The 26,627-nt window shown below is 66.9% G+C and carries 27 protein-coding genes; 7 read left to right on the top strand and 20 right to left on the bottom strand.

The genetic code is table 11. The features are described 5' to 3' along the window. From ACE3S9_RS01715 to ACE3S9_RS01650, 14 genes are all read right to left on the bottom strand, one after another. Positions 1 to 361: ATP-dependent metallopeptidase FtsH/Yme1/Tma family protein (locus ACE3S9_RS01715; RefSeq protein WP_374544699.1), on the bottom strand; the 361-nt coding region annotated here is incomplete at its 3' end. A 99-nt stretch (positions 362 to 460) separates the two neighbouring features. After that, the gene (gene tilS / locus ACE3S9_RS01710; protein WP_374544698.1) at positions 461 to 1,417 is read right to left on the bottom strand and encodes a tRNA lysidine(34) synthetase TilS; all 957 of its coding nucleotides are present in this window, start codon (positions 1,415 to 1,417) and stop codon (positions 461 to 463) included. Between the two features lie 62 nt (positions 1,418 to 1,479). Beyond that, positions 1,480 to 2,712, bottom strand: a complete 1,233-nt coding sequence (gene ybgF / locus ACE3S9_RS01705) for a tol-pal system protein YbgF (RefSeq protein WP_374544697.1) — start codon at positions 2,710 to 2,712, stop codon at positions 1,480 to 1,482. A 156-nt stretch (positions 2,713 to 2,868) separates the two neighbouring features. Further along, positions 2,869 to 3,399: a peptidoglycan-associated lipoprotein Pal gene (gene pal, locus ACE3S9_RS01700; RefSeq protein WP_374544696.1), complete on the bottom strand. Its 531-nt coding sequence runs from the start codon at positions 3,397 to 3,399 to the stop codon at positions 2,869 to 2,871. 248 nt (positions 3,400 to 3,647) lie between these two features. Continuing rightward, positions 3,648 to 4,952, bottom strand: coding sequence for a Tol-Pal system beta propeller repeat protein TolB (gene tolB / locus ACE3S9_RS01695; RefSeq protein WP_374544695.1), 1,305 nt, complete (start codon positions 4,950 to 4,952; stop codon positions 3,648 to 3,650). Between the two features lie 55 nt (positions 4,953 to 5,007). Beyond that, complete coding sequence (locus ACE3S9_RS01690) at positions 5,008 to 6,159, bottom strand: cell envelope integrity protein TolA (protein ID WP_374544694.1); 1,152 nt, start codon at positions 6,157 to 6,159, stop codon at positions 5,008 to 5,010. Between the two features lie 11 nt (positions 6,160 to 6,170). Beyond that, positions 6,171 to 6,617 carry an ExbD/TolR family protein gene (locus ACE3S9_RS01685; RefSeq protein ID WP_374544693.1) on the bottom strand — a complete coding sequence of 149 codons (447 nt, stop codon included), beginning with the start codon at positions 6,615 to 6,617 and terminating at the stop codon, positions 6,171 to 6,173. 10 nt (positions 6,618 to 6,627) lie between these two features. Further along, positions 6,628 to 7,356, bottom strand: a complete 729-nt coding sequence (gene tolQ / locus ACE3S9_RS01680; RefSeq protein WP_374544692.1) for a protein TolQ — start codon at positions 7,354 to 7,356, stop codon at positions 6,628 to 6,630. Positions 7,357 to 7,534: 178 nt separating this feature from the next. Then, positions 7,535 to 7,948, bottom strand: a complete 414-nt coding sequence (gene ybgC / locus ACE3S9_RS01675; RefSeq protein ID WP_374544691.1) for a tol-pal system-associated acyl-CoA thioesterase — start codon at positions 7,946 to 7,948, stop codon at positions 7,535 to 7,537. Between the two features lie 21 nt (positions 7,949 to 7,969). Next, a complete protein-coding gene (locus ACE3S9_RS01670) occupies positions 7,970 to 8,587 on the bottom strand; it encodes a LysE family translocator (protein WP_374544690.1) in 618 nt (205 codons plus the stop codon). Positions 8,588 to 8,596: 9 nt separating this feature from the next. After that, a complete protein-coding gene (ruvB, locus tag ACE3S9_RS01665) occupies positions 8,597 to 9,640 on the bottom strand; it encodes a Holliday junction branch migration DNA helicase RuvB (protein ID WP_374544689.1) in 1,044 nt (347 codons plus the stop codon). Next, positions 9,637 to 10,254 carry a Holliday junction branch migration protein RuvA gene (gene ruvA, locus ACE3S9_RS01660; RefSeq protein ID WP_374544688.1) on the bottom strand — a complete coding sequence of 206 codons (618 nt, stop codon included), beginning with the start codon at positions 10,252 to 10,254 and terminating at the stop codon, positions 9,637 to 9,639. The genes ruvB and ruvA overlap by 4 nt, the downstream gene beginning before the upstream one ends. A gap of 69 nt (positions 10,255 to 10,323) precedes the next feature. Then, complete coding sequence (gene ruvC, locus ACE3S9_RS01655; protein ID WP_374544687.1) at positions 10,324 to 10,833, bottom strand: crossover junction endodeoxyribonuclease RuvC; 510 nt, start codon at positions 10,831 to 10,833, stop codon at positions 10,324 to 10,326. A 102-nt stretch (positions 10,834 to 10,935) separates the two neighbouring features. Next, entirely contained in the window at positions 10,936 to 11,652 is a 717-nt protein-coding gene (locus ACE3S9_RS01650; RefSeq protein WP_374544686.1) for a DUF1013 domain-containing protein, read from the bottom strand. 194 nt (positions 11,653 to 11,846) lie between these two features. Between ACE3S9_RS01650 and ACE3S9_RS01645 the strand changes: the two genes are divergently transcribed. The 4 genes from ACE3S9_RS01645 to ACE3S9_RS01630 all read left to right on the top strand — a co-directional run bounded on the left by ACE3S9_RS01645 (position 11,847) and on the right by ACE3S9_RS01630 (position 15,028). After that, on the top strand, positions 11,847 to 12,050 hold the full coding sequence (locus ACE3S9_RS01645) for a DUF1192 domain-containing protein (RefSeq protein WP_374544685.1): 204 nt from the start codon (positions 11,847 to 11,849) through the stop codon (positions 12,048 to 12,050). 278 nt (positions 12,051 to 12,328) lie between these two features. Continuing rightward, the gene (locus ACE3S9_RS01640) at positions 12,329 to 12,844 is read left to right on the top strand and encodes a DUF1465 family protein (protein ID WP_374544684.1); all 516 of its coding nucleotides are present in this window, start codon (positions 12,329 to 12,331) and stop codon (positions 12,842 to 12,844) included. A 70-nt stretch (positions 12,845 to 12,914) separates the two neighbouring features. Next, on the top strand, positions 12,915 to 14,072 hold the full coding sequence (locus ACE3S9_RS01635; protein ID WP_374544683.1) for a Gfo/Idh/MocA family protein: 1,158 nt from the start codon (positions 12,915 to 12,917) through the stop codon (positions 14,070 to 14,072). Then, on the top strand, positions 14,069 to 15,028 hold the full coding sequence (locus tag ACE3S9_RS01630; RefSeq protein ID WP_374544682.1) for a DUF6492 family protein: 960 nt from the start codon (positions 14,069 to 14,071) through the stop codon (positions 15,026 to 15,028). Before ACE3S9_RS01635 ends, ACE3S9_RS01630 begins: the two co-directional genes overlap by 4 nt. Here the strand turns inward: ACE3S9_RS01630 and ACE3S9_RS01625 are convergent. Beyond that, entirely contained in the window at positions 15,005 to 15,976 is a 972-nt protein-coding gene (locus ACE3S9_RS01625; protein ID WP_374544681.1) for a glycosyltransferase family 2 protein, read from the bottom strand. The genes ACE3S9_RS01630 and ACE3S9_RS01625 overlap by 24 nt on opposite strands. After that, positions 15,966 to 17,309 carry an O-antigen ligase family protein gene (locus tag ACE3S9_RS01620; protein ID WP_374544680.1) on the bottom strand — a complete coding sequence of 448 codons (1,344 nt, stop codon included), beginning with the start codon at positions 17,307 to 17,309 and terminating at the stop codon, positions 15,966 to 15,968. The genes ACE3S9_RS01625 and ACE3S9_RS01620 overlap by 11 nt, the downstream gene beginning before the upstream one ends. Before the next feature lie 106 nt (positions 17,310 to 17,415). Between ACE3S9_RS01620 and ACE3S9_RS01615 the strand changes: the two genes are divergently transcribed. Together ACE3S9_RS01615 and ACE3S9_RS01610 are read left to right on the top strand one after the other, a co-directional pair. Next, entirely contained in the window at positions 17,416 to 18,345 is a 930-nt protein-coding gene (locus tag ACE3S9_RS01615; RefSeq protein ID WP_374544679.1) for a glycosyltransferase family 2 protein, read from the top strand. 53 nt (positions 18,346 to 18,398) lie between these two features. Continuing rightward, on the top strand, positions 18,399 to 19,955 hold the full coding sequence (locus tag ACE3S9_RS01610; protein ID WP_374544678.1) for a glycoside hydrolase family 44 protein: 1,557 nt from the start codon (positions 18,399 to 18,401) through the stop codon (positions 19,953 to 19,955). Here the strand turns inward: ACE3S9_RS01610 and ACE3S9_RS01605 are convergent. From ACE3S9_RS01605 to ACE3S9_RS01595, 3 genes are all read right to left on the bottom strand, one after another. Next, on the bottom strand, positions 19,942 to 20,940 hold the full coding sequence (locus tag ACE3S9_RS01605) for an NAD-dependent epimerase/dehydratase family protein (protein WP_374544677.1): 999 nt from the start codon (positions 20,938 to 20,940) through the stop codon (positions 19,942 to 19,944). The genes ACE3S9_RS01610 and ACE3S9_RS01605 overlap by 14 nt on opposite strands. Further along, positions 20,937 to 22,382, bottom strand: a complete 1,446-nt coding sequence (locus ACE3S9_RS01600) for an oligosaccharide flippase family protein (protein ID WP_374544676.1) — start codon at positions 22,380 to 22,382, stop codon at positions 20,937 to 20,939. Before ACE3S9_RS01600 ends, ACE3S9_RS01605 begins: the two co-directional genes overlap by 4 nt. A 95-nt stretch (positions 22,383 to 22,477) precedes the next feature. Next, entirely contained in the window at positions 22,478 to 24,745 is a 2,268-nt protein-coding gene (locus tag ACE3S9_RS01595; protein WP_374544675.1) for an exopolysaccharide transport family protein, read from the bottom strand. A 309-nt stretch (positions 24,746 to 25,054) separates the two neighbouring features. On the opposite strand from ACE3S9_RS01595, the gene ACE3S9_RS01590 reads away from it, so the two are divergent. After that, the gene (locus tag ACE3S9_RS01590; protein ID WP_374544674.1) at positions 25,055 to 26,170 is read left to right on the top strand and encodes a GNAT family N-acetyltransferase; all 1,116 of its coding nucleotides are present in this window, start codon (positions 25,055 to 25,057) and stop codon (positions 26,168 to 26,170) included. Positions 26,171 to 26,228: 58 nt separating this feature from the next. On the opposite strand, the gene ACE3S9_RS01585 is transcribed toward ACE3S9_RS01590, so the two are convergent. Continuing rightward, on the bottom strand, positions 26,229 to 26,513 hold the full coding sequence (locus tag ACE3S9_RS01585) for a hypothetical protein (RefSeq protein WP_374544673.1): 285 nt from the start codon (positions 26,511 to 26,513) through the stop codon (positions 26,229 to 26,231). Positions 26,514 to 26,627: the final 114 nt, after the last annotated feature.

The following is a 26,627-nucleotide window of genomic DNA, read 5'->3' as shown; positions in this document are numbered from 1 at the left end:
ACATGCCGATGAAGGCGATCAGCGGCAGGCCGTTGACCAGCAGGGTCACCAGCCAGTTATTGCCGTCGGACGGCGGCCGGGCGGTGATCTGGACGTTCTTCTTGTAGAGATTGTTGACCAGGGTCGGATCGTTCGGGGCATAGGTCGAGAAGGCCTTGCCGTCCGAATAATGGCCCGCGATCTCCGAGCCCGAAATGGTCACGTCGCGGATCTTGCCCTGATCGGCCTCGCTGAGAAGCTGGCTGAAATTGATTTCCTGGGTCGGCGCATGCTCGCTCGGCTTCTGGAACAGCACGACAAGCGCAACCACCAGGAGAACGATGATGACCCATAAAGCGAAATTGCGGAAGTTTGGATTCATATCCTGTCCTGCGAAACCTCTCCGGTCGAGTGCCGCGCGCCGGTCGCCATATTTCGATATTTAGGCCGGCCGCGCCCTCTTGCCAAGGGAAGTAGGCCTTTATTCGTCAGGAAGTTCCCGACCCCTGCCGCCCGCGCCGCGCCGCCGCGGCGTTTCGCGGCGCAAGGTCAGCCTCCTCCTCCCGTCGAGGCTCGCCGCGCATCCGCCCAATGTGCCGCGAAAAGACGAGCCATTCCTTAACGCCTCGCCGATCTTCGCGGCGAAGGACTCCAGCCGCTCCAGCCGCGCCGGGGCGGCGCCGGCGGCCTCCACGAGCGCCCGCGCCAGCACGCGTTCGAGCGCCGCCTGAGGCGCGCCTTCCGCCGCCTCCAAAAGGTAAACACCACTTTCTGGCGATTTTGTGCGCTGGAACAAAGCCTCCGCCGCCCAGTCGAGCGCCTCGTCGGCCTTGCGCGCGCGTTCGCCCAGTTTTTCCAGCCGCTTCGGGGTCAGGCCGAGGGCGCGCAAGCCCGGTTCCGCGGCGCGCCAGCGCGCCCGCTCGAACGCCGGGTCGGCATTGGCCGGGTCGGTAAAAAAAGATTGATCTTCGCGGCGGCAGAGATCGATCAGCGCCTGTTTGGGCAGGGACAGCAGGGGGCGGAGCAGCCGCCCGTCGGGCAGGATCTGGTCGCGCGCCATGCCCGCCAGCCCGGACAGCCCGCTGCCCCGCGCCAACCGGATCAAGATGGTCTCCCATTGATCGTCGGCGTGATGGGCGGTGGCGACGGCTTCGGCGCCGACCGCGCGGGCATGGGAGAAAAGCAAGGCGTAGCGGGCCCGCCGCGCCTTTTCCTGCACACCGGTCTTCGGCTTTTCGCCGGGCCAGACCAGGATCTCGTGCGGGAGGCCGCAGGCGCGCGCCCAGGCGCCGACCTGAATCGCTTCAGCCCGCGATTCGGGACGCAGGCCGTGATCGACGGTGGCGACATGGAGAGCGACGCCGGCGCCGCGATCGCGCCAGCGCGCCGCAAGCCGCATCAAAGCGAGGGAATCCGGGCCGCCCGAGACGGCGAGCACGAGGCCGGACAGCGTTTCGAAGCCGGCGAACAGGCTGGAGGGATCGGGCGCGGCGGCGGCGATCAGCAGGAGGCCTTTTTCGCCTCACGCTCGGCGGCGAGCTTCTGCCAGCTCGGGGCGTTGGGATATTTGCGCGGCAATTCGGAGAAGAAGGCGCAGGCCTGCTCTTTCGCGCCGAGGGCGTTGAGCGAGACGCCGAGCTTGACCATGGCGTCGGGCGCCACCGGACTCTTGGCGTAATCGGTCGCGATCTTCAGGAATTGTTCGGCCGCCTCGCGGTGGCGCTGCTGGTAATAATAGCTTTCGCCGAGATGGTAGATCGCTGGGGCGATCAGCCGGCTGTGCGGATTTCTCTGCACGAAGGCGGCGAAGGCCTGTTGCGCGGCGGCGTAGCGCTGGGCTCTGAGCTGGTCGGCGGCGACGTCATATTCGGCCTTGATCGGATCGACCGGCGCGCCGGGGGCCAGCGCCGCGGCGCCGGCCGCGTTGGGCGCCAGCGTCGCGACGGACGAGGGCGCCGCGCCGGGCGCGGTCGAAACAGCAGCGGCGGGCGCGGCATTGGCGCCGCGCAGGGCCGGCGGGGTCAGGTCGAGCGGCTCGGCGACGGCCGCGCGGGCGTCCGCGGGACGGCTCGAGCCTTGCGGCAAGGGCTTGCTGGCGGAATCGGCCGAACCGAGCGCCAGCGGCGCGCCTGGCGCGTTGGGCTGGGCGGCGGGATCGAATGCGTCATGGCGGCGGCCGTCCGGGCCGAGCGCAACCGGCGCGGCCGCCACGGCCGAAGCCGCTTCCGCCGAGACGATGGGTGCGGCTTCGTCCGTCTCTGCCGGCGGCGGGACATTGGCCGCGACGCCGGGGGCTTCGCCCGCGGGACCGCCCAAGGGGCCGCCAATCCCGTCGTCGCGGAGATCGGAGCGGCGCTGCGGCGTGGTCGTGGCGGCGGGACGCGTCGCCGGCGTCGGTCCGGGCTTGCCGGCGCTGTCCTGGAAGCGGGAATCGACATCCAGTTGGAATTTGCGCAACTGGTCCTCAAGCCGCTTGACCTGGAACTGCAATTGCTCGACCTGACCGTTCAGGTTGCGGACCTGGTTTTCCAGCCGGTCGATGCGCACCGTCGCGGCGGCGTCGCCGCTCGGCGCGCTTTCCGCGCTTTGATCGCGCGGGGCGGGCGAACGGTCAAAAAATTGCGCCTGCGCCGCGCTCGCGCCCGCAAGGAGAGCGAAAGCGGCGGCGGCGGGCATAAAGGTTTTGCGCATGCCGGCAAACGAACGGACGCCCGGCGACAGAATTGCCATCATTTCTCCAAGCCCTGTCGGGAATCGCTTAAAGTCTAGCATATCTGCCCTCGCGATGAGGTGAAAAAGTGGCGCCCGCCTCGTTTTCACGCCCGCTACAAGAAAAGCTCCGGCGCCGCAAGACGCCGGAGCTTTCCTTTTCGAGCCAAGGCCATTGGCTCAGCTCTGGCCGCCCTTGAGCACGGTGACCGCGCGGCGGTTCTGCGACCAGCAGGAAATATCGTCGCAAACCGCGACGGGACGCTCCTTGCCATAGGAGATCGTCTTGATGCGCGAGGCCGCGACGCCGCGCGCGATCAGGTAATTCTTGGCGGCTTCGGCGCGGCGGGCGCCCAAGGCGAAATTATATTCGCGGGTGCCGCGCTCGTCGGCGTGGCCCTCGACGGTGAAGGCGTAATTGCCATAGCGGTTCAGCCAGGTCGCCTGTTTGTCCAGCGTCGACTGGGCGGTCGCGCTCAATTCGGTGGAATCGCTGTCGAAGAACACGCGATCGCCGACATTGACGACGAAATCCTGCTGCGAGCCGGGCGTCGCCGAGCCTGCGGCTCCGACGCCCACGCCCGCGCCGGCGCCGCCGCGGCCGTCGACGGCGGCCAGGTCGGTCGGGTTCTTGGCGCAGGCCCCAAGCGTCAGGGCCGCGGCCAGAACGGCGGCATATTTGAGGCCTTCCATCGAGCCGAGTTTCTTCATCCGGTGCGCTCCTTTGACGGACGGCCGGGCTCGCGGGCAAGGCCGGGCGCCGTCACGCTTGTACAGGCTGCAACAATGTCCGCGCGGCCGGGGGCGTTGCGGGCTCGCCTTCAGTCCTAGCCCCCGAATGTTAAGCGAAGGTTTTCGTAACCTTGACGAAAGGTTGCGAATTCCGGCGGCTTTGTGACCATTGCGGCCATGGTTAACAAAGGTTTGATGGCCAGAATGGGGCGCCGTCCGGTTTTTCTTCAGCCGAGCAGCGCGCTCCAGGACGGGTCCGAGGCGAAGCCGGGCGTCGGAACCGGGAATTCGGCGCGTCCGAACACGTCGGACATGAACAGTTTCGGCCCGCCGCCGCCATTGCGGAAGAACATCACGAACAGGCCGTTGGGGGCCCAGGTCGGCCCCTCGTTGTGGAAGCCTTCGGTCAGGATGCGTTCGCCCGATCCGTCGGGCTTCATCACGCCAATGCCGAATTTGCCGTTCGATTGCCGGGTGAAGGCGATGTAATCGCCCTTGGGCGACCAGACCGGCGTCGAATAGCGCCCGTCGCCGAAGGAAATGCGCGTGCCGCCGCCGCCGCTCGCGCTCATCACGTAAATCTGCTGCGTGCCGCCGCGATCCGATTCGAACACGATGCGCGAGCCGTCCGGCGAATAGGATGGCGAAGTGTCGATGGCCGAGGAATCGGTCAGCCGCGTCGTGGTGCGGGTGCGCAGGTCCATGCTGTAGAGATTGGCGACGCCGTTCTGCTCCAGCGACATCACCACGCGCTGGCCGTCGGGCGAATAACGCGGCGAGAAGGTCATGCCGGGGAAATTGCCGACCACTTCGCGCTGTCCGGTGTCGATATTGAGCAGGAACACGCGCGGATCCTCCGCGCCGAACGACATATAGGTCAATTCCTGCGAATTGGGCGAGAAGCGCGGCGTCACCACCAGATCCTCGCCACGGGTGAGATAGCGCACATTGGCGCCGTCCTGGTCCATGATGGCGAGGCGCTTGCGGCGGTTTTCGCGCGGGCCGCTCTCATCGACAAAAGCGATGCGGGTGTCGAAAAAGCCTTTTTCGCCGGTGACCTTGGTGAAGATCGCGTCCGAAACGATATGGGCGACGCGGCGCGAATTGTTCGGATCGGTGACATATTGCTGGCCGGCGGCCTGATTGCCGGCCCCGACGTCCCACAGCCGGAATTCGGTCTTCATGCGGCCGTCCGGCCCGCGTCCGGAGCGCCCGGCCACCACATATTGCGCGTTGAGCGCCTTGAAGGCGGCGAAATCGGGCGCGGCGTCCGGATTGACCGCGCCCGCGGCGGCGCCGGCGTCGATCGGATTGAGAAACACCGAGCGCTTGAAATTATTGACGATAATGCCGGTGATCGCCGGGCCGCCGTCGCCGGCGAAAGGAATGACCGCGACATTGATCGGGGTGAAATTGCCGCCGCCACGAACGTCAAGCGTGCGCTGGCCGAGCGAAATGCGGCCAAGAAATGGACTGAGAGCGAGGCCGCCGAACAAAGCGGCGGCGGCGCGGCGGCTGGGGGCGAGGGACATGGCTTGCTCATCCTGAAGGTTTCGCGCGAGGCGCTGTTACGTCCGCTTTATGACGCTAATTCAAAATCTCGGGATCGAATCCGACCACCCAATCCTTCCACTGATCGTAATAGGGCCGGAACTGGGGCGGAATGCGCATGGGATTGCAGCGCCGCACCGCCCGCATGGCGCTCTCGGCGAGGCCGCGCAAGGCGGGATCGGACGGCGGGTTGAGCAGGACCGGCTGGGCGGCCAGCGAGCCGTCCGGCAGGAACGAAACCCGCACCTTGGCGATATAGCGCTGCCCGCCGGTGAGCGGCAGATAGCTCCAGCATTGCTTGTACTGCTCCTGCAGCAGTCCGTTCAGCGCATCCGACAGCGAGGGCGACATTTTGGCGCCGGTGGCGTTGGGCGCGCCCAGCGCGGCGGTGCGGCTCAGCTCGCGGCCGGTGGCGAATTTCGCCTCAGGGGCCTCCTTGCTCAGCAGCTTGTCCAGTTCGGCGCGATCGGTCGACCGATGCGGCGGCGCGCTTTCGTCGCCGGATTTCGGTTTGGCGGCCGGCTTGTCGACGGGTTTGGCCGGCTCCTTGTCCTTGGCTTCCTTGAGGAGCTTGGCGACTTCATCCAGCTTGGGCGGCGCAGGAATCGGCTTTTCCGCCGCCTTGGGCGTCGGATTGGGCGCGGGCTTCTCGGGCGGCTTCGGCGGCGTCGGCTTCTGCTCGGCCTTTTCCGGCGGCTTTTCCGGCGGCTTGGGCGGCGGCTTCGGCTTCACCACTTCGGCGTCGTCCTTGTCCGGCTCCTGCTTGGTCTCCTGCGGCGGGGCGGGCTTGACCGGAGGCGGCGGAGGAGGCGGCGGCGTCGGAGCGGGGCGCTCCGGCGGGATCGGCGGCGACGGCTGGGCCTCGTCGGCTTCGCCCGGGTCGGGCAGGCGCTTCAGCGGCGGTGGCGGGGTCGGAATGTCGCGCTTGGCCTCGGGCGTCGGCGGCGTCGGCTTGGTCTCGCTCACATCGGCGACCTTGTCGACGCGCGGTTTCGGCGCCGGCTTGGCCTCCTTCTCGCCCTTCATGATCTCGTGGAACTGGCTTTCGCTGATGGTCTCGACCGGAACGGCCTCCTGGGCGTCCTCGAATTTCGGCTCCTGCGAAAAATGCACGAGCAGAAAGGCCAGCAGCCCGGCATGGACCGCCGCCGAGAGGAGAAATCCCGGTTCCGAGCGCGAGAATCTCACTTCGCCAAGACCTATTTGTTCTCCGTCGTCGTCACCAGCGCGACTTTCTTGAAGCCTGCAGCGGTCAGGTCCGACATGATTTCCGCGACGCGGCCGTAAGGCACGGTCTTGGCGGCGCGGACATAGATGCGTTCGTCGGCGCCGTCCTTGGCCTGCGCCTTGACGGCGTCGATCAGACCGGCGTCGGCGATCTTCTGATCCATCAGGAAAATGTCGCCGTGGTCGTCAATCGCCACCGCGATCGGCTTCTTGTCGATATTCAGCTCGCCCGCCTTGGTGGCGGGCAGGTCGATCGGCACGCCCGACGACAAAAGCGGCGCCGCGACCATGAAAATGATCAGCAGAACCAGCATCACGTCGATGAAAGGCGTCATATTGATATCGGCCATGGCGCGATAGCGCGGCACGCCGCGCCGGCGCCGTCCGCCCGATCCGCCCGCGGAGACTGACATGCCCATGGTCGTCTCCTCAGGCCGCGTTGTTGCGCGAGCCGGCGTGCTGGTCGATCTGGCGCGAGAGAATGGCGGAGAATTCGTCGGCGAAACTCTCCATCCGCGCCTGGGTCTTGGCGACGTCGCCGGAGAGCTTGTTATAGGCGATCAGCGCGGGAATGGCCGCGAACAGGCCGATGGCGGTGGCGAATAGAGCCTCCGCAATGCCCGGCGCCACCACCGCCAGCGAGGTGTTTTTCGAGGCCGCGATGGAGCGGAACGAGGTCATGATGCCCCAGACCGTGCCGAACAGGCCGATGAAGGGGCCGGCCGAAGCCACGGTCGCCAGCACCAGCAGGTTGGATTCGAGCTTTTCGACCTCGCGGGCGATGGACACATCGAGCACTTTTTCGATGCGCGACTGCAGGCCGACGAAAGAGGCGTGGGCGTTCTGGAACGAGCGCTTCCATTCGCGCATGGCGGCGACGAACAGCGACGCCGTGGCCGTGGTCGGATGCGCCGAGAGCGAGTGATAAAGGTCCTCCAGCGAATTGCCGGACCAGAACACGGTCTCGAATTCCTCGATCGCGGCGCGCGCCTTGCGGATCAGCAGGGTCTTGTTGATGATGATGGCCCAGCACCAGACGGAGGCTGCGAGCAGGCCGATCATCACCAGTTTGACGACGATCGAGGCGCTCCAGAACATGGCGAAGACTGAGCCCTCCGGCCCTGCGGCGACGAGAGGCGTTGCGGCGATTTCATTCATGAAGGCGGTCCTCGCAAATCCAGCGGCGGGCGGGCGGCTTGTTGCGCGCGCGAACATCTGCCGTGCAAATCGGTCAATTCTGCGGCCCAGCGTGGCGAAAGCTGCGTGAGGGTCCTGAAGGGCAGTTAAGCCCGCGCTATGGTTAACAGCAGGTTACGATCGCGCGCAAGTCCGCAGCTTAAGTCTCGGCCTGCGCCAGCTTTTCGCGGATTTCGCGTGGCAGCCGGCGCGGCTTGCCGTCGGCCAGAGCGGCGATCAGGACGCGGGCGGTGAACAGAATATCCGTTTCGCGGCGCACAATCTGCTCCAGTTCGATCACCGCGGCGGTGATGCGGGTGGGCCGCGTCTCGACGGTCAGCAAGTCGTCCATTCGCGCCGGGCGCAGAAATTCGATCTGCATCCGCGCCACCACGAAAAACAGCGCGTCGCCGGTTTCGCCGGAATGAATCGCGCCCTGATGGAAGCCGAAGTCGCGCAGCATTTCGGTGCGCGCCCGCTCGATGAAGCGCAGATAATTGGCGTGATAGACGAGGCCGGTGAAATCCGTGTCCTCGAAATAGACGCGGATGGGAAAGGTGTGGGGGGCTTTCATCCGATCAGTCTCGTTTCGCCATCAGCTTGTCGCAAGCCGCGCCGCCAGAGTGAGGAACAGCGCGCCGGTCAGCCGGTTGAGGATGATTTGCGCGCGCGGCGAGCGGCGCAGCCAGAGGCCGATCCGGCCCGCGCCGAGCGCGATCAATGTGAAGACGATGAAGGCGCAGAACTGGAAGATCATTCCGAGAACGATGATCTGGATCACGGCGCTTCCGGCGCCGGGCGTCACGAATTGCGGCAGGAAGGCCAGGAAAAACAGCGCCACTTTCGGATTGCCGACATTCATCGCGACGCCGCGCCAGAAATAAGCGCCCGGCTTTTCCGCCGCCGCCTCCGAGCTTAAAGTCGCCGGTCCGGCGCGAAAGGCGCCCAAAGCCAGATAGACGAGATAGGCCGCGCCGAGAATTTTCAGCGTCGTGAAGGCGACGGGCGAGGCTGCGACGAAGGCGGCGACGCCCAGCGCGACCGCCGCCGTATGGACGATCAGCCCCGCGCAGAGTCCGAGCGTGGTCATCAGCCCGGCCCTGGGGCCGCGCGAGGCGGAAAGCGCCAGCACGAATAGATTGTCGGGGCCCGGCGCCAGAGCCAGCAGGAGGGAGGCGGCGGCGAAAGCGGCGAGGGCGGAGGCGGAAGGCATGTCGCGGGCTCAGGGTTCGTCGTCGAACAGCCCGCCCTGCGGCGCATTCGCCTGCGCCGGGACGGCCAGCCCGAGATGCCGGAACGCCAGCGGCGTCAACATGCGGCCGCGCGGGGTGCGGTTCAAAAAACCCTGCTGCAGCAGATAGGGCTCAATAATGTCTTCGATGGCGTCGCGCGGCTCGGACAGAGCGGCGGCGATGGTTTCGATGCCGACTGGGCCGCCGCCGAAATTGATCGCCACCATGTCGAGATAGCGCCGGTCCATCTGGTCGAGGCCGATGGAATCGACATCCAGCAATTTCAGCGCCCGGTCGGCGATTTCGCGGGTGACGATGGAATCGCCGTCGACCAAAGCGAAATCGCGCACGCGGCGCAGCAGGCGTCCGGCGATGCGCGGCGTGCCGCGCGAGCGCCGCGCGATCTCGTTGGCGCCGTCCTCGCTCATCGGGCAATTCATGACGCGGGCGCCGCGCGCCACAATGCTTTGCAATTCCTCGACATTGTAGAAATTCATCCGGATCGGAATGCCGAACCGGTCGCGCAAGGGCGTGGTCAGCAGGCCTGCGCGGGTGGTGGCGCCGACGAGGGTGAATTTGGCGAGATCGATCTTGACCGAACGCGCCGCCGGCCCCTCGCCGATGATGAGGTCGAGCTGGAAATCCTCCATGGCGGGATAGAGGATTTCCTCGACCGCCGGATTGAGCCGGTGGATTTCATCGATGAACAGCACGTCGCGTTCTTCGAGATTGGTCAATTGCGCGGCGAGATCGCCGGCCTTGGCGATGACCGGGCCGGAGGTCGAGCGGAAATTGACGCCAAGCTCGCGCGCGACGATCTGCGCCAGCGTCGTCTTGCCCAGCCCCGGCGGGCCGACGAACAACACGTGATCCAGCGCATCCTTGCGCGCCTTGGCGGCTTCGATGAAGACCTTGAGATTTTTTCGCGCGGCCTCCTGACCGGTGAAATCGGCCAAAGTCAGCGGACGGATCGAGCTTTCGAGGTCGTCCTCGCGCTTTTCCGGCGTCACCATGCGGGCGGCGGGCGGGGTCATTGCGCCAGTTCCTTCAGCCCGCGCCGGATCAGCGCCGGGGTCTCCGCGCCTTCACCCAAGGCCTTGAGGCTGGCGGCTATGGCTGTCGCGGCCTGCGGGCGGGCGTAGCCGAGATTGATGAGGGCGGAGATGGCCTCCTGTGCGGCGGTCGAGCCGCCCGGCGCGTCATCCGCGCCGGCGAGTGCGATGGCGCCGGCATCCACGGTTCCGAAGGCGCCGGCCTTGTCCTTCAATTCGGCGACGATGCGCGCCGCCAGTTTCGGCCCCACGCCCGGCGCGCGCGATACCGCCGCCTTGTCTTGCAAGGCGATGGCCGAGGTCAGCTCAGTGGGCGGCAGGATCGAGAGAATGGCCAAAGCCACTTTGGAGCCGACGCCCTGCACATTCTGCAGGATGCGGAACCAGTCGCGCTCGGCGTCGCTGAGGAATCCGAACAGGCGGATGGCGTCCTCACGCACCTGCGTCTCGATCGCCAGAACGGCGGCCTCGCCGGCGCGCGGCAGCTTTTGCAGGGTGCGGGCGGAGCAGGAGACGACATAGCCGACGCCATGCACGTCGAGGATCACGTGATCCTCGTGCAGCGAATCCACTACGCCCTTGAGTTTGCCAATCATTTTCCGCTCGCGCCGAATCGCGTCGCCGATAGTTTAGCGAAGTTTCATCGCTGCGCGAACAAAGGAAGATCATTTACCCGCCAGCGCCGCCGCCCTTTTGCGCGCGCCGCGATGCTGGGCGTGGCAGATGGCGACGGCAAGGGCGTCCGCCGCGTCCGGGCTGAGCGCCTCGCTGCGCGGCAGCAGCACTTTCACCATCATGGCGATCTGCGTCTTTTCGGCATGGCCCGCGCCGACCACGGTCTTTTTCACCAGATTGGCGGCATATTCATGCACTTCGAGCCCGGCGAGCGCCGGCACGACCAGAGCAATGCCGCGCGCATGGCCGAGCTTGAGCGTGGATTGCGGGTCGCGATTGACGAAAGTTTCCTCCACCGCCGCCTCGTCGGGGCGGTGGGCGGCGATGACGGCGGCGAGGCCCTCGTGCAGCGCTCGCAGCCGTTCGGCGAGGGGCTCGCCGGTCTTGGAATGAATCGCGCCCGAGGCGACGAAGGCGAGGCGCGATCCCTCGGCCTCGATCACGCCCCAGCCGGTATGGCGCAGGCCGGGATCGACGCCGAGAATGCGGATCGAAGCCATTTTTCGTCTCGCGGTGGGCGCGCCGCGCCCACCGCGAATCCCTCGCGTCAGTTCGGCGTCACATTCGTTCCTAATGGCTTCCCGGCTGCGCGGGAAGCCATCTTATTCCTTGGTCTTCAGATCCTTGAGCTTGCCGAACACGGATTCGACGTCGATCTCCTCCTCCTCGGCTTCTTCCTTCTTCGGACTGGAGCCGAAGACGTCCTCGTGCGAGGTCGGCTCGTAATAATAGGGCTGCGTCGTCTCCTCGGCCGGGACGAGGGTCGGGCCCTGATCCGGCGCGAGGGCGGGGCGATCCTTGGAGGCGCGCTGCACCTCGAAATCGAGATCGATCTGCGAGCACAGGCCGAGCGTCACCGGGTCCAATGGGGTCAGCGCTGACGAATTCCAGTGCGTGCGGTCGCGGATCGCCGCGATCGTGGTCTTGGTGGTGCCGGCGAGGCGCATGATCTGCGCGTCCTTCAGCTCGGGATGGTTGCGCACCAGCCAGAGAATGGCGTTGGGGCGGTCCTGGCGGCGCGACAGCGGGGTGTAGCGCGGGCCGCGATGGCGCTTGGCCTCGGGCAGGCGGACTTTCGACACCGCCAGCTTCAGCGGATGCGACGGGTTCTTCTCGGCCCGCTCGATTTCCTCGCGGGTGAGCTGACCGGAGGTGATCGGGTCATGGCCGCGAATGCCGGAAGCGACCTCGCCATCGGCGATGCCCTTGACTTCGAGCGGATGCAATTTGCAGAATTCCGCGATCTGATCGAAGGTCAGCGAGGTGTTTTCGACCAGCCAGACGGCCGTGGCCTTGGGCATGAGCGGCGCATTGCTCATTTTTTTCTCCTGGAATCTCTTCTGGAATCTCTGGGCTCCGCCGTCGGGCGCGCGTCTTCGCGCTCCGGCCCGGCCGAGGCGCAGCCTCACGTTTCATTTATGACGGGAATTGCACAAATATAGAGCGCGCGCCGGGGAAAGGCAAATTATTCGTCGAAATGTCCCATTATCTTTTGGCGCCGGAAGGGAAAATCATGGCCAGGGAAGAGGACGAATTTTTCGCGCCGAAAAAGCCGGCGCCAAGTCGGCACCAGCTCGGCGAACCGCTCGACGCCCTGTCCGTCGATGAGCTCGATGAGCGCATCGCGCTGTTGCGCGCGGAAATCGCCCGGCTTGAAGCGGCGCGGGAGGGAAAAAGCGCCTCGCGCGCGGCGGCCGACGCCTTTTTCCGCAAATGAGCCTGTCCCGGAAGGGACGCGCGCGTCCCGATATGGATGAGAGCGTGCGGCGCGGCGTTGACGCGATCTTAACGCTTTGGTCGCGAACTGGAGCGGCTCCCGGCAGGAGCCCCGCGCGCGCCGCCTGTTCCGCGCGCACTGCCGCACGCCCCCGACCCGATTAACATTAAAAGCGATTCCGCCACCACAGCGCCCGGAATGGCGCTATTGTTCGCTTGTCACGGCAAGCGGGCGATCCGTATCGTGTTTCGAGGCGGGAGAATGGTCGAGGTGGGCGCATGGGGCGGATAAATCCTGACGAAGAGCCAGTCTCTTTCGCGCAGCGCCTTGCGGCTTCCGAAGCCTTCAAGGCGATGTTCCGCGAAGGCATGACGCTTGTCGAGGACGCGGCGTCCTATCTCGACGGGCCGGGCCGGGAAGAGGCCCGCGCCTTGCCCCGCGCCGAATCGCTCGCCTATGCCGCCGAAAGCATGCGCTTGACGACCCGGCTGATGCAGCTCGCTTCGTGGCTGCTGCTGCAACGCGCGGTGAACGACGGCGAACTCACCCCGGAGGAAGCGGCCTCGGAAAAGCGCAAGGTCAGGCTGTCCTATCAGGAAAGCGCGGCCTCGCCGGAGGTTTTTCCTCGCCTGCCGCAGGCCCTGCGGGATCTCGTCTGCGAATCCATGCGCCTTCAGGCGCGCATCATTCATCTCGATCAATTGCTTTATCTCGGACCGGAGCGTCCCGCCGCAGCGCCGGCCGGCAGCCCGCTGGAAGAGCAGATGAACCGGCTGCGCGCCGCCTTCTGCTGAGGCCGCCGTAACGCGCCCTTAAGGGCGGCCGCCTAGTCTCTCGGCCGAAGTTTTCGGCCCGGAAAGAGACATGACCGAACCCATCGGCGTCGCCATCGTCGGATGCGGCTATATAGCGGACGCCTATCGTCACTGCCTGCCCCTGCATGGGGAAAGCCTGCGCCTGCGCGGCGCCTTCGATCGCGATTCCGCGCGGCTGGAGGCTTTTTGCCGCCATTGGGGCGAGCGCGCCTATGGGTCGCTGGAGGCGCTGCTGGCCGATCCCGAGGTGGCGATCGTCGTCAACGCCACCGATCCGCATAATCACGCCCCGGTCACGCTCGCCGCGCTCGACGCCGGCAAACATGTCTATTCCGAAAAGCCGCTCGCCATGACGCGCGACGAGGCCAAAGCTCTGCGGGCGCAAGCGGCGGCGAAAAACCTGCGCCTTGCGGCGGCGCCGTGCAATCTGCTCGGCGAGAGCGCGCAGACCTTGTGGAAGGCCGTGCGCGACGGCGCCATCGGCGCGCCGCGCCTGGTCTATGCCGAACTCGATGACGGCATGATCCACCGGGCGGATTATCGCAACTGGCTCAGCCGGTCCGGCAAGCCCTGGCCGGCGCATGGCGAATTCGAGATTGGCTGCACCTTCGAACATGCCGGCTATGTGCTGACTTTGCTCTGCGCGATGTTCGGCCCCGCGCGCCGTGTCACGGCCTTTTCCGCCTTGCTGGTCGCCGATAAACAGACGGACGAGCCTTTGCCGCATCCCGCGCCGGATTTCTCCGTGGGCCTGATCGAGTTCGACGGCGGCGTGGTCGCGCGCGTGACCAATTCGGTGGTCGCGCCTTACGATCATCGGCTGCGCGTGATCGGCGAAGAGGGGACGCTGGAAATCCGCGAGCCCTGGGATTACGCCTGCCCGGTGACGCGGCGCGGCGTTTCGCAGGGACGGTTGGCGCGCTATCTCGAACGCCGGCTCGGGGGGCTCGGCGCAGCCAAGCCGCTGCCGATGGTCCGCCCGCCGGCCATGAAACCTAAACGCGGCGAGCCCACCATGGATTTCGCGCGCGGAATCGCCGAACTGGCCGAGGCGATCCGGGCCAGTCGTCCGACGCGGCTCGACGCCGATTTCGCGGTTCACATCGCCGAGGTCACCGAAATGCTGCAATATCCCGAGCGTTTTCCTCGCCCGGCTTTGGTGGAATCCGCCTTCGCCCCCATCGCGCCGATGGATTGGGCGCGATGAGCCGCCAGTCGCTCGATGCGAGCATCCTCACACTGTCCTATAGCGGCGATCTGCCCTATTGCCGGCTGCTGTGCGAGAGCCTCGACCGTTTCGCGTCGCCGGGCATGGCGCATCGCCTGTTCGTGCCGACGCGCGACAAGGCTCTGTTCGCCCCGCTCGCCAACGCCCATCGGATCATAGGTTCGCAGGATCGCGACCTGCTGCCGTTCTGGCTGCAAAAAATCCCCATGCCGGGACCGCGCCTGCGTGACCTGCTGCACTTGCCGCGCCGAAACATCTATTTCAATCTCTATGGCCCGCCGGTGCGCGGCTGGATCGCGCAGCAGATCATGAAGATTTCAGCCGCCGCCGACAGCCCGACCGAAATCGTGCTTCATGTCGACAGCGACGGCGTGTTCATCCGGCCGTTGCCGCCGGAATTTCTCCAGCGCGCGGACGGCGCGGTGCGGTTCTATCGCAACCCGCAGGCCGAAAGCCGCGACACCCATGTGTTGTGGCGCGCGGTCGCCTGCCGCCTGCTCGGGCTCGACCCGGCGGCGATCGTGGCGGGCGATTATATCGGTTTGTGCGTGGTCTGGCGCCGCTCGATCGTGCGGCGGATGATCCAGCGGATCGAGCAGGTCGGCGGCGACGATTGGCGCAGGATTCTCGCGCGCGAGCCGCATTTCTCCGAATATACGCTCTACGGCCTGTTCGTGGAGTCGTTGGGGGTGGCGGCCGCCGGCCATTTCATTGACCCCTCCTCGCCCATCCACGGAATCTGGGACATCGAGCCGGAAACGCCGGAGGAGGAGCAGGCGTTTGTGCGTGCATTGGAGCCGCATCACCTCACCTGCCTGATCCAGTCCACAGCGCTGATGAGCTTTGAAAAAAGGCTGGAGCTGCTGGACCGCGTGGCGGCGCAGGCGGCGTTGCAGGATTCGGCGTCGGCTTCAGGACCGCCGCTGGTCGCCTGACTGATAGAGCGGATGAATTTCGCCGAAGGATAATTTGCCGAGCACGCCGGCCCAGCGGAAGGAATAATCCGCCCGCGCAGGTTCGTCCCCTGACAGGGCTATCGGCAGCCGCAGGGCGAGCAGCGCCGCCTGAACGCAGGCCTTGGCGCGGATCGCCCAGCGCGCGAGGGCCGGGCTGCGTCCGCCGCGCGCGATGGCTTCGGCAAAGGCCTGCCCGCCGGCAAAAGCGCGCCGGCGCATATAGGCGCGGTCGCAGCGCGCGGCCGGGACGAATTCGCGCGCCGCCGCCTCGGGCAGCCAGACGAAGCGCCGCCCGCGCCGCTGCAGCCGGCAGAACAGATCGTAATCTTCGCCGCCGCCCCGGCCGAAAGCCGGATCGAACACCAAAGCATCCGTGAGACAGGTTGCGCGGCGGAACACGCAATTATTGGTGGCGAGGCTGATGTCGCCGCGCTTTTGCGGCCCGAAGGCGAATAGTTCGAGGCCCGAGGGCGCGTCAAGCTCGCGCGAGAACAGGCCACGGATCGTCGGCGTCGCGCGCTCCGGCGTCTCGAACTGGCCGATCACCCGGCCGATCCAGGCGTCGGCGCCGGAATGGGCTGTCGCGTCAAACAAAGCCTTGAGCCAGCCGGGCTCAAGCTCCTGATCGTCATCGACAAAGGCGACGAAATCTTCCGTTCCGGCTTTCACCCCCGCATTGCGCGCGACCGAAATATTGGCCGGATGAGCCTCCAGCCAGACCATTGGCCAGCGGCTTGTCCGCGCCTCTTCAGCGACAATAGCTCGCGCGTCGCCTTCGTCGCTGTTGTCGACCACATGGATCGTGACGCCGCCGAACCCTCCAGCAGGCGCCTCTTGCGCCTTTATGCTGCGCAAAGCGCGACGCAGCAAATCCGGGCGCTTGAACGTGCAAAGGACGATGGCGAGGCTGGGCGCTTCAGCGGGCATGGCGCGACATCCTGTCGGCGCCGAAGCGCCGGCCGCTGGCGAAGCACAACAGCAAAGCGAGATTGGCGAAAGGCGCGCCGCGCATCATCAGCGTCGCCTCGGTGAGATTGTGCAGCAGATAGAGCATCAGGGTCAGCGCGATCATGCCGTAAGCCGCTTGGCCGCCGGCGCCGCCCCGGGTCGTGATCGCGAGGCCGGTCGCGCGGCCAAGGGCGACGAAAACGGCGCAAACCGCGGCGATGGTCATTGGAATCCCGATATGGAGGAATAATTCGAGATAGCCGTTATGGGCCTGATTGATGATGCCGATCTGGACGTCGCCGAGCCAGGTGCCGGGCTCCAGCTTGGCGAGCGGATCATTGACGGCGCCGACATCCCAGAACGCGCCATAACCGTGGCCGAACCACGGATTTTGCAGCGCCGAGCGCCAGGCGAAGCCCCATAATTCGTCGCGCCCAGTGAAGGAGGTGTCGGCGACAAAGGCGCCCAGCACTTTCTGGAAATCGAAATCGCTGGCGACCACAAGTCCCGTGAGGCCAGCCAGCAGAAGCGCGATTCCGGCCAAGGCCAGCAGCGCGAAACGAAAGCCCAGCCTTTGCGTGAGCCAGAACAGGAAGCCGATGGCGAGCGCCAGCAGGGTCAGGCCGAGCGAGGTCTTGCTGCGGGTGATGACGAGAAAGAAGAAACTGATCGCCGCGCCCAGCGCGCCGACCATCGCCTCGCCCGCGCCCCGCGCGCCGAACGCATAAGTGACGCAGACGATCATGGCGATCATCGCCACCATGCCGGCCGGATTTTTCTGGCCGTAAATGCCGGCGACGCCGATATCGGTGACGGCTATCGCCGGAAAGGCCGCCGTCGCCGCCAGATTGACCAGAATGACGAAGACCAGCGCCTGAAACACCCGGGCGTGAAAGGCGCGCATGTCCTTGATGGTCGCGGCGAGGCCGAGGCTGATTGCGGTGACGAACAGCAGCAGCATGGCGCGCCGCAGGGTCAGATCGGGATAATTCGACCAGATCAGACTTGCCTGACAGAACAGCACGACTGCGAGCAGCAGCCTGTTGGCGCGCGCCGTCTCCCAGGCCGCCTCGCGTCGCGCCCAGATCAGGCCAAGCCCGATGACGGTCATCATCGGCAGCAGCAGCCGGTCGAGCGGGCTGCCGGCGAGGCGCTCCTCCGGCGTGGCGGTGGCGGCGGCGAGCGGATGCGTGCCGATGAAGGTGAACAGCAGATAGCCGATCAGCAAGGCGTCATGGGCGCGCGCGATCCAGTCCGTCCGCGCGGCGCGCGGCGCGGTGGAGATCGACAGGCTGTTTCCGGCCAGGCTCATGAAAATCCCGCTCTTCCGGCTCGCCATTTGGCGTTGGCGCGAAAATTAACTCTCGCCCCGTAAAAAAATCATATCCGCCGGAAACGGCGATACCATTTGGGCCGCCATGGATCGGATCAGCGTCGTCACGCCAACCTTCAACCGCCCGGCGCCGCTCGCGCGCGCGTTGGAAAGCCTGTTCGCGCAACAGGGGCTGGACGGCCTCGCGCCGGAACTGATCGTGGTCGACAATTCGCTCGACGCCAATGCGCGCGAACTGGTCGAGGGCCTCGCGAAACAATCCCCCTTTCCGCTGCTGTACCTCAGCGAGCCGCGTCCGGGCGTCGCCAGCGCGCGCAATGCCGGCGTGGCGGCGGCGCAGGGACGCTGGGTGGCCTTTCTCGACGATGATGAAACCGCGGACCCGCTCTGGCTGGCCTCGCTGGCGCGCGTCGCGCGCGAGCGCGAGGCCGATGCGGTGTTCGGCGCCATCGAGGCCCGCGCCGAGGGCGGCGACATCGGCCCTTTCGCGCCCTTTTTCGAACGCCGCGTCGCGCGGCCTTCCGGCGCCGATATCACCGACCTTGCGGCCTATCTCGGCACCAATAATTCGCTGTTCGATCGCGCGTCCTGCCTGTCGGGCGCCGAAATTTTCGACGCCAGCCTCAATGAAATCGGCGGTGAGGATTCCCTCCTGCTGCAGCGGCTGGTTCTCGCCGGCAAACGCTTCTATTTCGCGGGCGGCGCCAAGGTGGTCGAATGGGCGCCGCCGCGTCGGCTCAATTGGGCCTATGTGAAAAAGCGCAAATTCCTCAGCGGCCAGATCCGCGTCTTCGTGCAGGACATGGCGCGGCCAGGCGACCGGCTTGCGATCGCGCGCTGGATGGCCGCTGGTCTGATCCAGTCGGTGGTGTTCGGCGCCGCCGCTTTGCTCGCCGCGCCTTTTGGCGAAGCGGCGCGCGAAAGACTGGCCGCGCGCGCTTTCGGCGGACTCGGCAAAATGTTCTGGACGCCTCGCTTCCGGCCCATTCTCTACGGGCGCGGCCTGGTGTCGTGAGCCGTTTCCACCTGTCGCGCCGCTCTGTGCTGTCAGGCCTCTGTTTAGGAGGCATGGGGGCCATCGGATGGGACGCGAGCGCCGAAACGCCGCTGACCGTTCGAATCGACGACACGGCGGTCGGCGTCCCGATCAGCCCCTTCATCTATGGCGCGAATGAAATCGGGACCATGGACGGCGGCGCGCCCAGCGTCGATTTCGACCGCAAGGCGGGCGTCACCCAGCGCCGCCTCGGCGGCAATCTGATGACGCCCTATAATTGGCTGAACAACGCCACCAATGCCGGGAAGGACTACCTCCACGCCAATGGCGCCTTTTTGCTGGAGACGCTCGGCGTGCCGAAGGCGCAATGGTCGGCGCCGGGGGCGGTGGTGGAGGCGTTTCTGGCCAATAGCGCCGGCGTCGGCGCGCGCAGCCTGCTCACCTTGCCGCTCGCCGGCTTCGTCGCGGCGGATTTTGACGGCGAGGTTCCGGAGGCCCAGACCGCGCCGTCGTCGCGCTTCCTGCCGATCGATTGGTCGGGGCGAGGGGAGAGCGGCAAGGTCTCTATTCCCGCTCTGCTGGACCGGCTCATAGCGCGCCACGGCCGCGCGGATTCGGGCGGCGTGCTTGGCTATTATCTCGACAACGAGCCGGGCCTGTGGCCCGAGACGCACCCCCGCATCGTCCGCAAACCGGTGACCATCCACGCGCTGATCGAACGCTCCTTGCAGGCGGCGAAGGCGATCAAGGCGGCCGATCCGAGCGCCCTGGTGCTCGGCCCCGCGAGTTGGGGCGCCACGGAATATGTCAATTTCGTCAAGGCGCCGGACTGGGATGATTACAAGAGCTACGGCTCGTTCCTGGCCGCTTATCTCGACGCCTTCCGGCGCGAGTCCGGACGCGCCGGCCTGCGCCTGCTCGACGCCCTCGACCTGCATTATTATCCCTTCAGCCGACGCGGCGACCTGTTCCGCACCGAGAATGCCGGCCTTTCGGCGGCGCTGCTCGATGCGCCGCGCTCCTTCGACGACGACGGCTTTTGTGAGGACAGCTGGGTTGCGGACATGCTCGGTTGTCGCCCGCGAAAAGGCCTTTTTTTGCCGCTGCTGCCGAGCCTGAAAAAGATCGTCGACGACAATTATCCCGGAACGGACCTGTCCTTCGGCGAATTCAATTTCGGAGGCGCTGGGCTCGTGGCCTCGGGGCTCGCCGTCGCTGACGTTCTGGGCCGTTTCGGGCGTTTCGGCGTCCGTTTCGCCAATCATTGGGGTTCGCTGGCGGGCTTTATCGGCGAGGCCTACCGGCTCTATCGCGCGCCCGACGCCTCGGGAGCGATTTTTGGCGACACCGCCTTGCCCGTCGCGGGCGGGACGGCGGCGCTTTCCTTGTTCGCGGGGCGCGACGAAAAATCCGGGCGGGTAGGCCTTGTCGCTATCAACAAGAGCGAAAAGCCGGCTCTGGTCGCGCTGTCCATCGCGTCCGGCCGCGCGCCGGCTGTGCGGGCGGCGTCCGGCTTTGACGCCGCCAACCACGCTGTCGCGCCGGTCGTGGCGCCGACGCAAGCCGAAGGCGGCGCGGTTCGCCTCGCCCTCCCGGCGCGCGCGGCGCGCCGTTTCAGCCTGGCGTGAGTCCGCAGCGCGAGAGGCCTTCTTCGAGGCCGATGCGTGGCGAAAAATCCAGCAGCCGCGCCGCCGCCGCGCCGGAATAATCGGCGTCGAGCGCGAACAGTTTCACTTCGCCCGGCCCGGGCGCCAGCGCGAGGCTTTCAGGCAAGGGCAGGCCGAGTTTCCGCGCGGCCTTGGCCGGAAGAGCCAAAGCCTGCCGCGTTGCGATCTCGGCTTCCGACCAGCGCCGCAGCGGCGCGCGGCCGAGCCGTTCCGCCAGCGCCTCGAAATAAGCGTTCCAGCTTGGGCTTTCCGGCCCCACGGCATTGAGCGCGACGAAGGACGGCAAGGTGTCGCGGCCCGCGCCGGTCAGCAGCCGGCTCGCGGCGACGACCTGTTGGGCGAGATCGTCGATATGGATCAGCGCCGCCCGGCCGTTCGCGCGCGGGAAGGCGCCCCAACCACCCGAGCGGATGCGCGCCGCCATTTTCTCGATCCAGAACGGACTGCCCGCGCCATAGACGATTCCCGGCCGCAAGGCGATGACGCGACGTCGCGCCTCGGCCGCGCCCCAGGCGCGATAAAGCGTTTCGCAGCGGATTTTCGCCTCGGCATAGGCGGGAAGAGCGCCTTCCGGCGGATCGTCCTCGCCGATGCGGCCTTGGCGCGCGCCATAAACGGCGATGGAGCTGAACGCGAGCAGATTTTCCACGCCGGCCTTGTCCAGCGCCGCCAGCAGATCTTCCGCCTGGCGCGGCATGGCGCTCTCATCGCCATAGGCGGCGTGAATCACAAGGTCCACGCCCTGCGCGGCTTCTGCCAGTTGCGCGGCATTGTCCAGATCGCAGGCGATGATTTCGACGCCGGCGCGCGTGGCCGGGCGGGCGCGACGCGTTCCGGCGCGAAGGTCAAAGTCGCGCGCGAGCGGCGCGAGCAAAGCGGAGCCGATGAAGCCGCCTGCGCCGGTGACCAGAATGCGTTTGCGGGACGCGGAGGGATCGTCGGTCACGTTTCGGCGGCCTTGCCGGCGCCGTGCATGAGAGACGCGACGCCCGAGAGTTGCGACCGCGCGAACAGCGCGAGAAACAGGCCATAGATCGCCACGCCGGCGCCGATCTGGGCGGCGACCTGCGGGAGGCGGCCGATATTGGGCATGGCGTTCTGCAAGCCGGCGACCAGCACGCCCATCAGCGCCGCGAGCAGCCAGGCCGGCGCCAAAGCGAGCAGGCGTCCGCGCCGGCTCCAGCCGAGCAGGCGCGACGAGACGCCCAGCGCGATCAAAGCCTGGGCGAGATCGCCGGCGACCCGCGCCATGCCGACGCCAGACGGCCCCAGCCCCACGCTGGCGACCACCACGGCTATGGTCACGAGCGCGCCGGCGACATTGGCGATCACGCTATATTCCGGCCGGGCCCGCGCCGAAAGCGCGGTGAACACCAGCCGGGCCGGCAAAGCGATGGCGCTGCCGATCGCGAGACAGATGGCGATCTCGATCGACTGGTCCCAGCCGGCGCCGGCGATCAGCGGCAGCAGGGTCGGCGTCACGGCGGCGAGGCCGATGAACACCGGCGCAATCGCCAGAGAGGCATAGGAAATCACCGCATCGGCGCGGTCGCGCAGCCGCGCCGGATCGTGCTGCAGGGGCGAGAAGAACGAGAAGGCGATATTATGGACGGTCGCGCCGATGGCGCCGCGGATCGGCTCGACCAGGCGCATCGCCATATTGAGAAAACCGAGCGTGTTCAGGCCATAGACGCCGCCGACGATGGTGTTGAAGGCGAGAAAGGTCAGATTGTCCATCATCCGGTCGACCAGCGCCAGCCCGCCATAGCGCGCGAGGTCGCGCAAATGTCCGATCGACCGGCTCGGCCAGATGACGATGTCCATGCGCGCCTGAAGCAGGACGGCGCGGGCGGCGCAGACCAATAGCCTTTGCCCGACCAAAGCGAACACGCCGGCGCCGGACAGAGCGATGACCACCGAGGCGGCTATGCCGATGGCGTTGCCGAACAAGGTCGCGCGGGCGAGATCGTCGAAGCGGCGGCGGCGGCGGATCAGGCCGGTCAGAATGTCGGAATGGCCGGAAAAGAAGATCGAGGCCATGCCGAGCGGCAAGGCCCAGACGAATTGCGGCTCGTCATAGGCATGGGCCATGGCGACGCCGAGCGGGAGCGACAGCAACAGGCAGGCGAGGCTCGCCAGCCAGCTTGCGGACAAAGCCGCGCGCAAATGGGCGAGCCGCAGCACCTTGCGCTGGGCCAGGGCCTCCTCGAAGGGCGCGCCGACCACGACGCTCGCCAGCGTCACCACGGTGAGAGCGAGGGCTGCGACGCCGAAATCGCGCGGGCTGAGGCAGCGCGACAGCACCGCCGTGCTCGCGGCGAGCATGGCGATGCGCCCGATGGCGTCGATGCTGGACCAGCCCAGCCATTTCAGCAGACGATGACGCAAAATTCCCTTCCCGGCGCGCCCCCCAGCGCGATTGCTAAAATAATCGCGTTAGGGTTTTTGCGGGCAAGTTTCGCGGCCTGCGGTTAACAGCGGCTTCAGGCGGCGTCGGCCGCCCGCCGCAGGGCGCGCGGCGCGGCGCGGAGGAGGGCGCAGAAGGCCCGGTCCGGCGCGCCGATCCGGCGCAGCAGGTCGGGCGCGTCGGCCTCGTCGCCCGGCTCGTCGGAGACGACCAGCAGGATCTGGTCGGCGGCGGCGGCCAGGTCGCGCAATCCCTCCTCGTCGCTGGCGTCGGGGCCGTCCATGACGACGAAATCGAAATGGCCGTTGAGGCCGGCGACCGTTTCAAACGGGCCCTTTTCCGCGATGGCCGCGCAGATCCGGTCCTCGTCGGGCCAGGACGGAATCAGGCTGAGCGATTGCCAATAGGGCGCGAGCCGCAGCAGCGGGCGCTCGCGGCCGCCCGCCTCGATCACGGTCGCGGGCGCGTCCTTTTCGGCCACGCGGTCCTGGACCGGATGGGCCTTATGGGCGTCGATCAGCAGGACGCGCTCGCCATTGGATGCGGCGGCGCGGGCGAGATTGGCGGCGAAGGTCGAGGCTCCAGCCTCAGGCCAGGTCGCGGCGACTAGAACGACCAGCGGGCGGTCGTCATCCTCCGCGCGATTCGGCTCGGCCTCGGCGAGCAGACGATCGTAAACCGCCTGGACCATGCGCGAATAGGCCGAGCGGGGCCGACGCGACGCCTCGCTGAGAAAGGCGGCGGCCGGGTCCTCTTCCGCGCCCGGCGTCGGATCGATCGCGGGCAAATCGGCAAGCGCATCCACCTTGCGACGGGCGGCGGGGGGCGAAGCAGTGGGCTCGCCCTCGGAACGCATCCTTTCCTGCGATTCTTGCGGCGCTTCGAACAAGGCCGCCACGGCGAGGCCGCCAAGCGCCAGCGCCAGGCCGATCACGCCGCCCGCAATGGTCCACAGCAGCGCCCCAACGGTTTTGCCTTGCGCATTGGGCGCGCGGGCTGGTGAAATGATGCGGAAATTCGGCGCCTCGCGCCGGCTCATGTTCTCAGCCTCGCGCCAGCGCGTCTGCAGCGCGACCAGAGCCTTGCGCTTGGACTCGATATCGGCCTCCAATTCACGCGCCGGGGCCTCGAAGGCGCGCGCGCGGATCGATTCGGCGGCGAGATCGGTCAGTCTCTTGTTCAGCGCCGCGGCCTGTCCTTGCGCCTCGGCGAGCTGCGACCGGGCGGAGCGGCGCAGGCCCTCGACGGCCTGGCTGATGCGGCGGTCGAAGTCGCGCAGCCGGGCCTTGCCGGCGACCACGGCGGGGTGGAGATCGCCCAGCGTGCTCTGCAATTGTTCGAGTTCGCCGCGCGCGGCGGCGCGGCCTTCGACCAGCACCTGCAATTGGCGCGATTCCGGGTCGGGACCAAAGGCCGCGACCGCGCCGAGATCGGCGGGCGCGGTCTCAAGCTGCTTGAGCCGGGCGCGGGCCTGGGCCTCGCGATTTTCGGCCGCCGTCAGGGCGTCGGTGGTCTCCGAGACGCGGCGCTCGGCGATCGCCCGGTCGTTGATGCCCACAAGATTGTGCTCAACCTTGAAATCCAACAATTTCGTCTCGGCTTCCCCGAGCTGCCGGCGCAGGTCCTCGACGCGGCTGCTGAGATCGGCGGCGAGGCGGCGGGCGGCCGCCATGCGATCCGCCGCATTGACGTCGCCATAGGCCTGAACCACGGCGTTGGCGAGCTGGGCGGCGCGCTCGGGGCTCTTGTCCGAGCCGGTGATGCTGACCAGAAAGCTGCGCTCGGCGCGCGAAATGGCGATGGATTTCTGCAACCCGAGCAGCGCCTTGTTCTCGGCCAGCTCGCGCGCGCGGCGGGCCTCCGGGCTTTCGTCGGTCGCGTCGGGCTCCTTGTCGGCGTCGGGTTGCGGCGGCGCGCCCGCCAGACCCAAAGTGCGGATGACGCGCAGCAGCACGCGTTCCGAGCCGATCACGCCCATCTGGCTTTCGACGTAATTGATCGCGGCATTGGCGTCGAGCGCGGCGGGCTGGGCGTCGTCGGCCAGCGTCCGGAATTCCTGCGGGTCGATCAGGATCTGCGCGCTGGCTTTATAGGTGGTTGGCAGCGCGACCTTGGCGAGGCCGGCGAGAAGGCCGCACAGGACCGCCGCGGCGATGACCATGCCAAGCCGCCGGCGCGCCTGAAGCGCCAGCAGGACGGCCGCGTCGCGCCAGGGATTAGGATTGGGGTTGGGATCCGCCCCGCCGGGCGGGGGGTTGTCGCCGTCGGGCCGGAATCCCTCCGCTTCCGCCGGCGCGGCGGGCAGCGTTCGCCCTTCCGTGGCCATGGTCTGCGAAAAGGTCATGAAGTTCCCGGCTGAAACAGACGCGTCGCCGCGCGCGAGCCCGGCTCAATCCGGCGCGACCCTCGCAGCTTCGGCGATTATGGTTAAGAACTGCTTTCCGGATCGCGCGATGATGCGCCTGTGGCCGGGCGTGGGAAATTCGCCGGTCTTAACAACGCGATCTTAGCTTTTGCGTTGCACGATCGCGCCGCGAAAGGCCGGCGGGGCTCCGCCGCGTGAGGGAGCAGAAAACTGTTCAGCGTCGAAACAATCCAGGATCTCGCCGGGCTGCGGCGTCTGGCGCCCGAATGGGAGGCGCTTGCCGCCGGCATGGCGCCGCGCCTGCCCTTCGCCTCGCCCGAATGGGCGCTGAACTGGTGGCCGGCCTTCCGCCGCGCCGGTTTTTTCGCGCGCGATGAACTCCAATGCTACGCCTTGCGCGATTCCGCCGACGCGCTGGTGGCGGTCGCGCCCATGTTCGTCACTTATCGTCCCGGCTATGGGCCGGCGCGGACGCGCGAGCTGCAATTTTTCGGGGCCGATCCCTATATCACCGAATGGCGCGGCCTGATCTGCCGCCCGGACCAGGCCGAAGCCGCGCTCGCGGCTCTGGCGGCGCGGCTCAAGCAGGACCGCCCGGCCGATTTCGTCCAATGGCGCGGCGTGCCGGCCGGCCGTTTCGCCCGCGCTCTGGGCGAGGGCTTTGCGCCCGGGCCGGAAATGAACCTGTCGGTGTTCTATCTCGAATTGCCCGAGAGCTGGGAGGCCTTGAAGCGCTCGCTCTCGCGCAACATCAAGGAATCCCTGCGCAAATGCTATAATTCGCTGACGCGCGACGGCCATGCTTTCACTTTGCGGGTGGTCGAAACGCCGGAGGCGGCGCCGGCCGCGCTCGACGTGTTTTTCGCCTTGCACCGCGGCCGCGCCGACGCGCGCGAGACCATCAGCCACCCCGACGTCTTCGGCTCCGCCAACAGCCAGGCCTTTCTGCGCGCCTTTTGCGACGATCTCGCGCGGCGCGGCGACCTGCTGATTTTCCAGCTCGTCATCGCCGACAAGGTGGTGGCGAGCCGCATCGGCTTCCGGCTCGGCGACGAACTTTATATGTATTTCAGCGGCTATGACCTCGAATGGAGCCGCTACAGCGTCATGACCACGCTGGTCGCCGAGGCGATGCAATGGGCCATCGCCCATAAATTCCGGCTGTTCAATCTCTCGACCGGCAGCGACGTCTCCAAGACCCGCTGGCGCCCGGCGCAGGTCGATTATTGCGGCGGCTATGAGGTGCTGGGCGGCGCCTTCAGCCGGCTGGCGCTCGCCGCTTTGATGTCATTGCGGGGGCGCCAGGGCCCGCGCAAACCCGCCGCCCCGCCGGACAAGGCGCCGGCACACGCGCCCGCCGCGCGGCCGGAGGGTTTCAACGAGGCCAACGCGCCCGCGAAATAAGCCCGAAACGCAAAACGCCGCCCGGGGAGGCGGCGTTCGTGGCGAAAGGCCGGAACGTTCAGGCCGATTTCAACTTGACCGCGGTGGCGGTGGCGCAGACCCGCTTGAGCGGCGCGGCGCCGGGATGTTCGGCGCGCGGCAGGATTTCCTCGCTGTAATCTACATCGACCAAGGCGTCGGCGTCGCAATCCTCGGCGGCGCGCATCAGCTTATGCAGGGCTTTCAGGCGGAACAATTGGGCGTCGATGTCCTCGCCCGCGCCGCGCCAGTCCGAGGCTGCGCTGATCTTGCCGAGAGAGGTCAGGGTTTGGTTGCTCAGGTCCTTCGATGAGCCGATACGCATGTTTATTCTCACGTTTTCAAATCGTCCATTGGGACGATAACAACAGCGTGAGGTTTCCGATTCCTTAATGGCTTCATTAAGACAGGAAAAAGTATTTTAAGTTGTGGTAAAGCC

Source organism: Rhodoblastus sp. (assembly GCF_041915505.1).
Classification (GTDB): domain Bacteria; phylum Pseudomonadota; class Alphaproteobacteria; order Rhizobiales; family Beijerinckiaceae; genus Rhodoblastus.
Note: the sequence above shows the minus strand (reverse complement) of the source record. Positions and strands in the feature narration are given on the sequence as shown.

Coding starts and splice junctions, on each gene's coding strand:
- ybgF (WP_374544697.1), bottom strand. CDS start 2,712: ATGATGGCAATTCTGTCGCCGGGCGTCCGTTCGTTTGCCGGCATGCGC.
- ACE3S9_RS01625 (WP_374544681.1), bottom strand. CDS start 15,976: ATGCCCGCTGAAGCGCCCAGCCTCGCCATCGTCCTTTGCACGTTCAAG.
- ACE3S9_RS01685 (WP_374544693.1), bottom strand. CDS start 6,617: ATGGGCATGTCAGTCTCCGCGGGCGGATCGGGCGGACGGCGCCGGCGC.
- ACE3S9_RS01610 (WP_374544678.1), top strand. CDS start 18,399: ATGGGGGCCATCGGATGGGACGCGAGCGCCGAAACGCCGCTGACCGTT.
- ybgC (WP_374544691.1), bottom strand. CDS start 7,948: ATGAAAGCCCCCCACACCTTTCCCATCCGCGTCTATTTCGAGGACACG.
- ruvA (WP_374544688.1), bottom strand. CDS start 10,254: ATGATTGGCAAACTCAAGGGCGTAGTGGATTCGCTGCACGAGGATCAC.
- ACE3S9_RS01645 (WP_374544685.1), top strand. CDS start 11,847: ATGGCCAGGGAAGAGGACGAATTTTTCGCGCCGAAAAAGCCGGCGCCA.
- ACE3S9_RS01635 (WP_374544683.1), top strand. CDS start 12,915: ATGACCGAACCCATCGGCGTCGCCATCGTCGGATGCGGCTATATAGCG.
- ACE3S9_RS01615 (WP_374544679.1), top strand. CDS start 17,416: ATGGATCGGATCAGCGTCGTCACGCCAACCTTCAACCGCCCGGCGCCG.
- ACE3S9_RS01640 (WP_374544684.1), top strand. CDS start 12,329: ATGGGGCGGATAAATCCTGACGAAGAGCCAGTCTCTTTCGCGCAGCGC.
- tolB (WP_374544695.1), bottom strand. CDS start 4,952: ATGTCCCTCGCCCCCAGCCGCCGCGCCGCCGCCGCTTTGTTCGGCGGC.
- ACE3S9_RS01595 (WP_374544675.1), bottom strand. CDS start 24,745: ATGACCTTTTCGCAGACCATGGCCACGGAAGGGCGAACGCTGCCCGCC.
- ACE3S9_RS01650 (WP_374544686.1), bottom strand. CDS start 11,652: ATGAGCAATGCGCCGCTCATGCCCAAGGCCACGGCCGTCTGGCTGGTC.
- ACE3S9_RS01630 (WP_374544682.1), top strand. CDS start 14,069: ATGAGCCGCCAGTCGCTCGATGCGAGCATCCTCACACTGTCCTATAGC.
- ruvB (WP_374544689.1), bottom strand. CDS start 9,640: ATGACCCCGCCCGCCGCCCGCATGGTGACGCCGGAAAAGCGCGAGGAC.
- ACE3S9_RS01670 (WP_374544690.1), bottom strand. CDS start 8,587: ATGCCTTCCGCCTCCGCCCTCGCCGCTTTCGCCGCCGCCTCCCTCCTG.
- ACE3S9_RS01585 (WP_374544673.1), bottom strand. CDS start 26,513: ATGCGTATCGGCTCATCGAAGGACCTGAGCAACCAAACCCTGACCTCT.
- pal (WP_374544696.1), bottom strand. CDS start 3,399: ATGAAGAAACTCGGCTCGATGGAAGGCCTCAAATATGCCGCCGTTCTG.
- ACE3S9_RS01590 (WP_374544674.1), top strand. CDS start 25,055: ATGGCGCCGCGCCTGCCCTTCGCCTCGCCCGAATGGGCGCTGAACTGG.
- ACE3S9_RS01620 (WP_374544680.1), bottom strand. CDS start 17,309: ATGAGCCTGGCCGGAAACAGCCTGTCGATCTCCACCGCGCCGCGCGCC.
- tolQ (WP_374544692.1), bottom strand. CDS start 7,356: ATGAATGAAATCGCCGCAACGCCTCTCGTCGCCGCAGGGCCGGAGGGC.
- ruvC (WP_374544687.1), bottom strand. CDS start 10,833: ATGGCTTCGATCCGCATTCTCGGCGTCGATCCCGGCCTGCGCCATACC.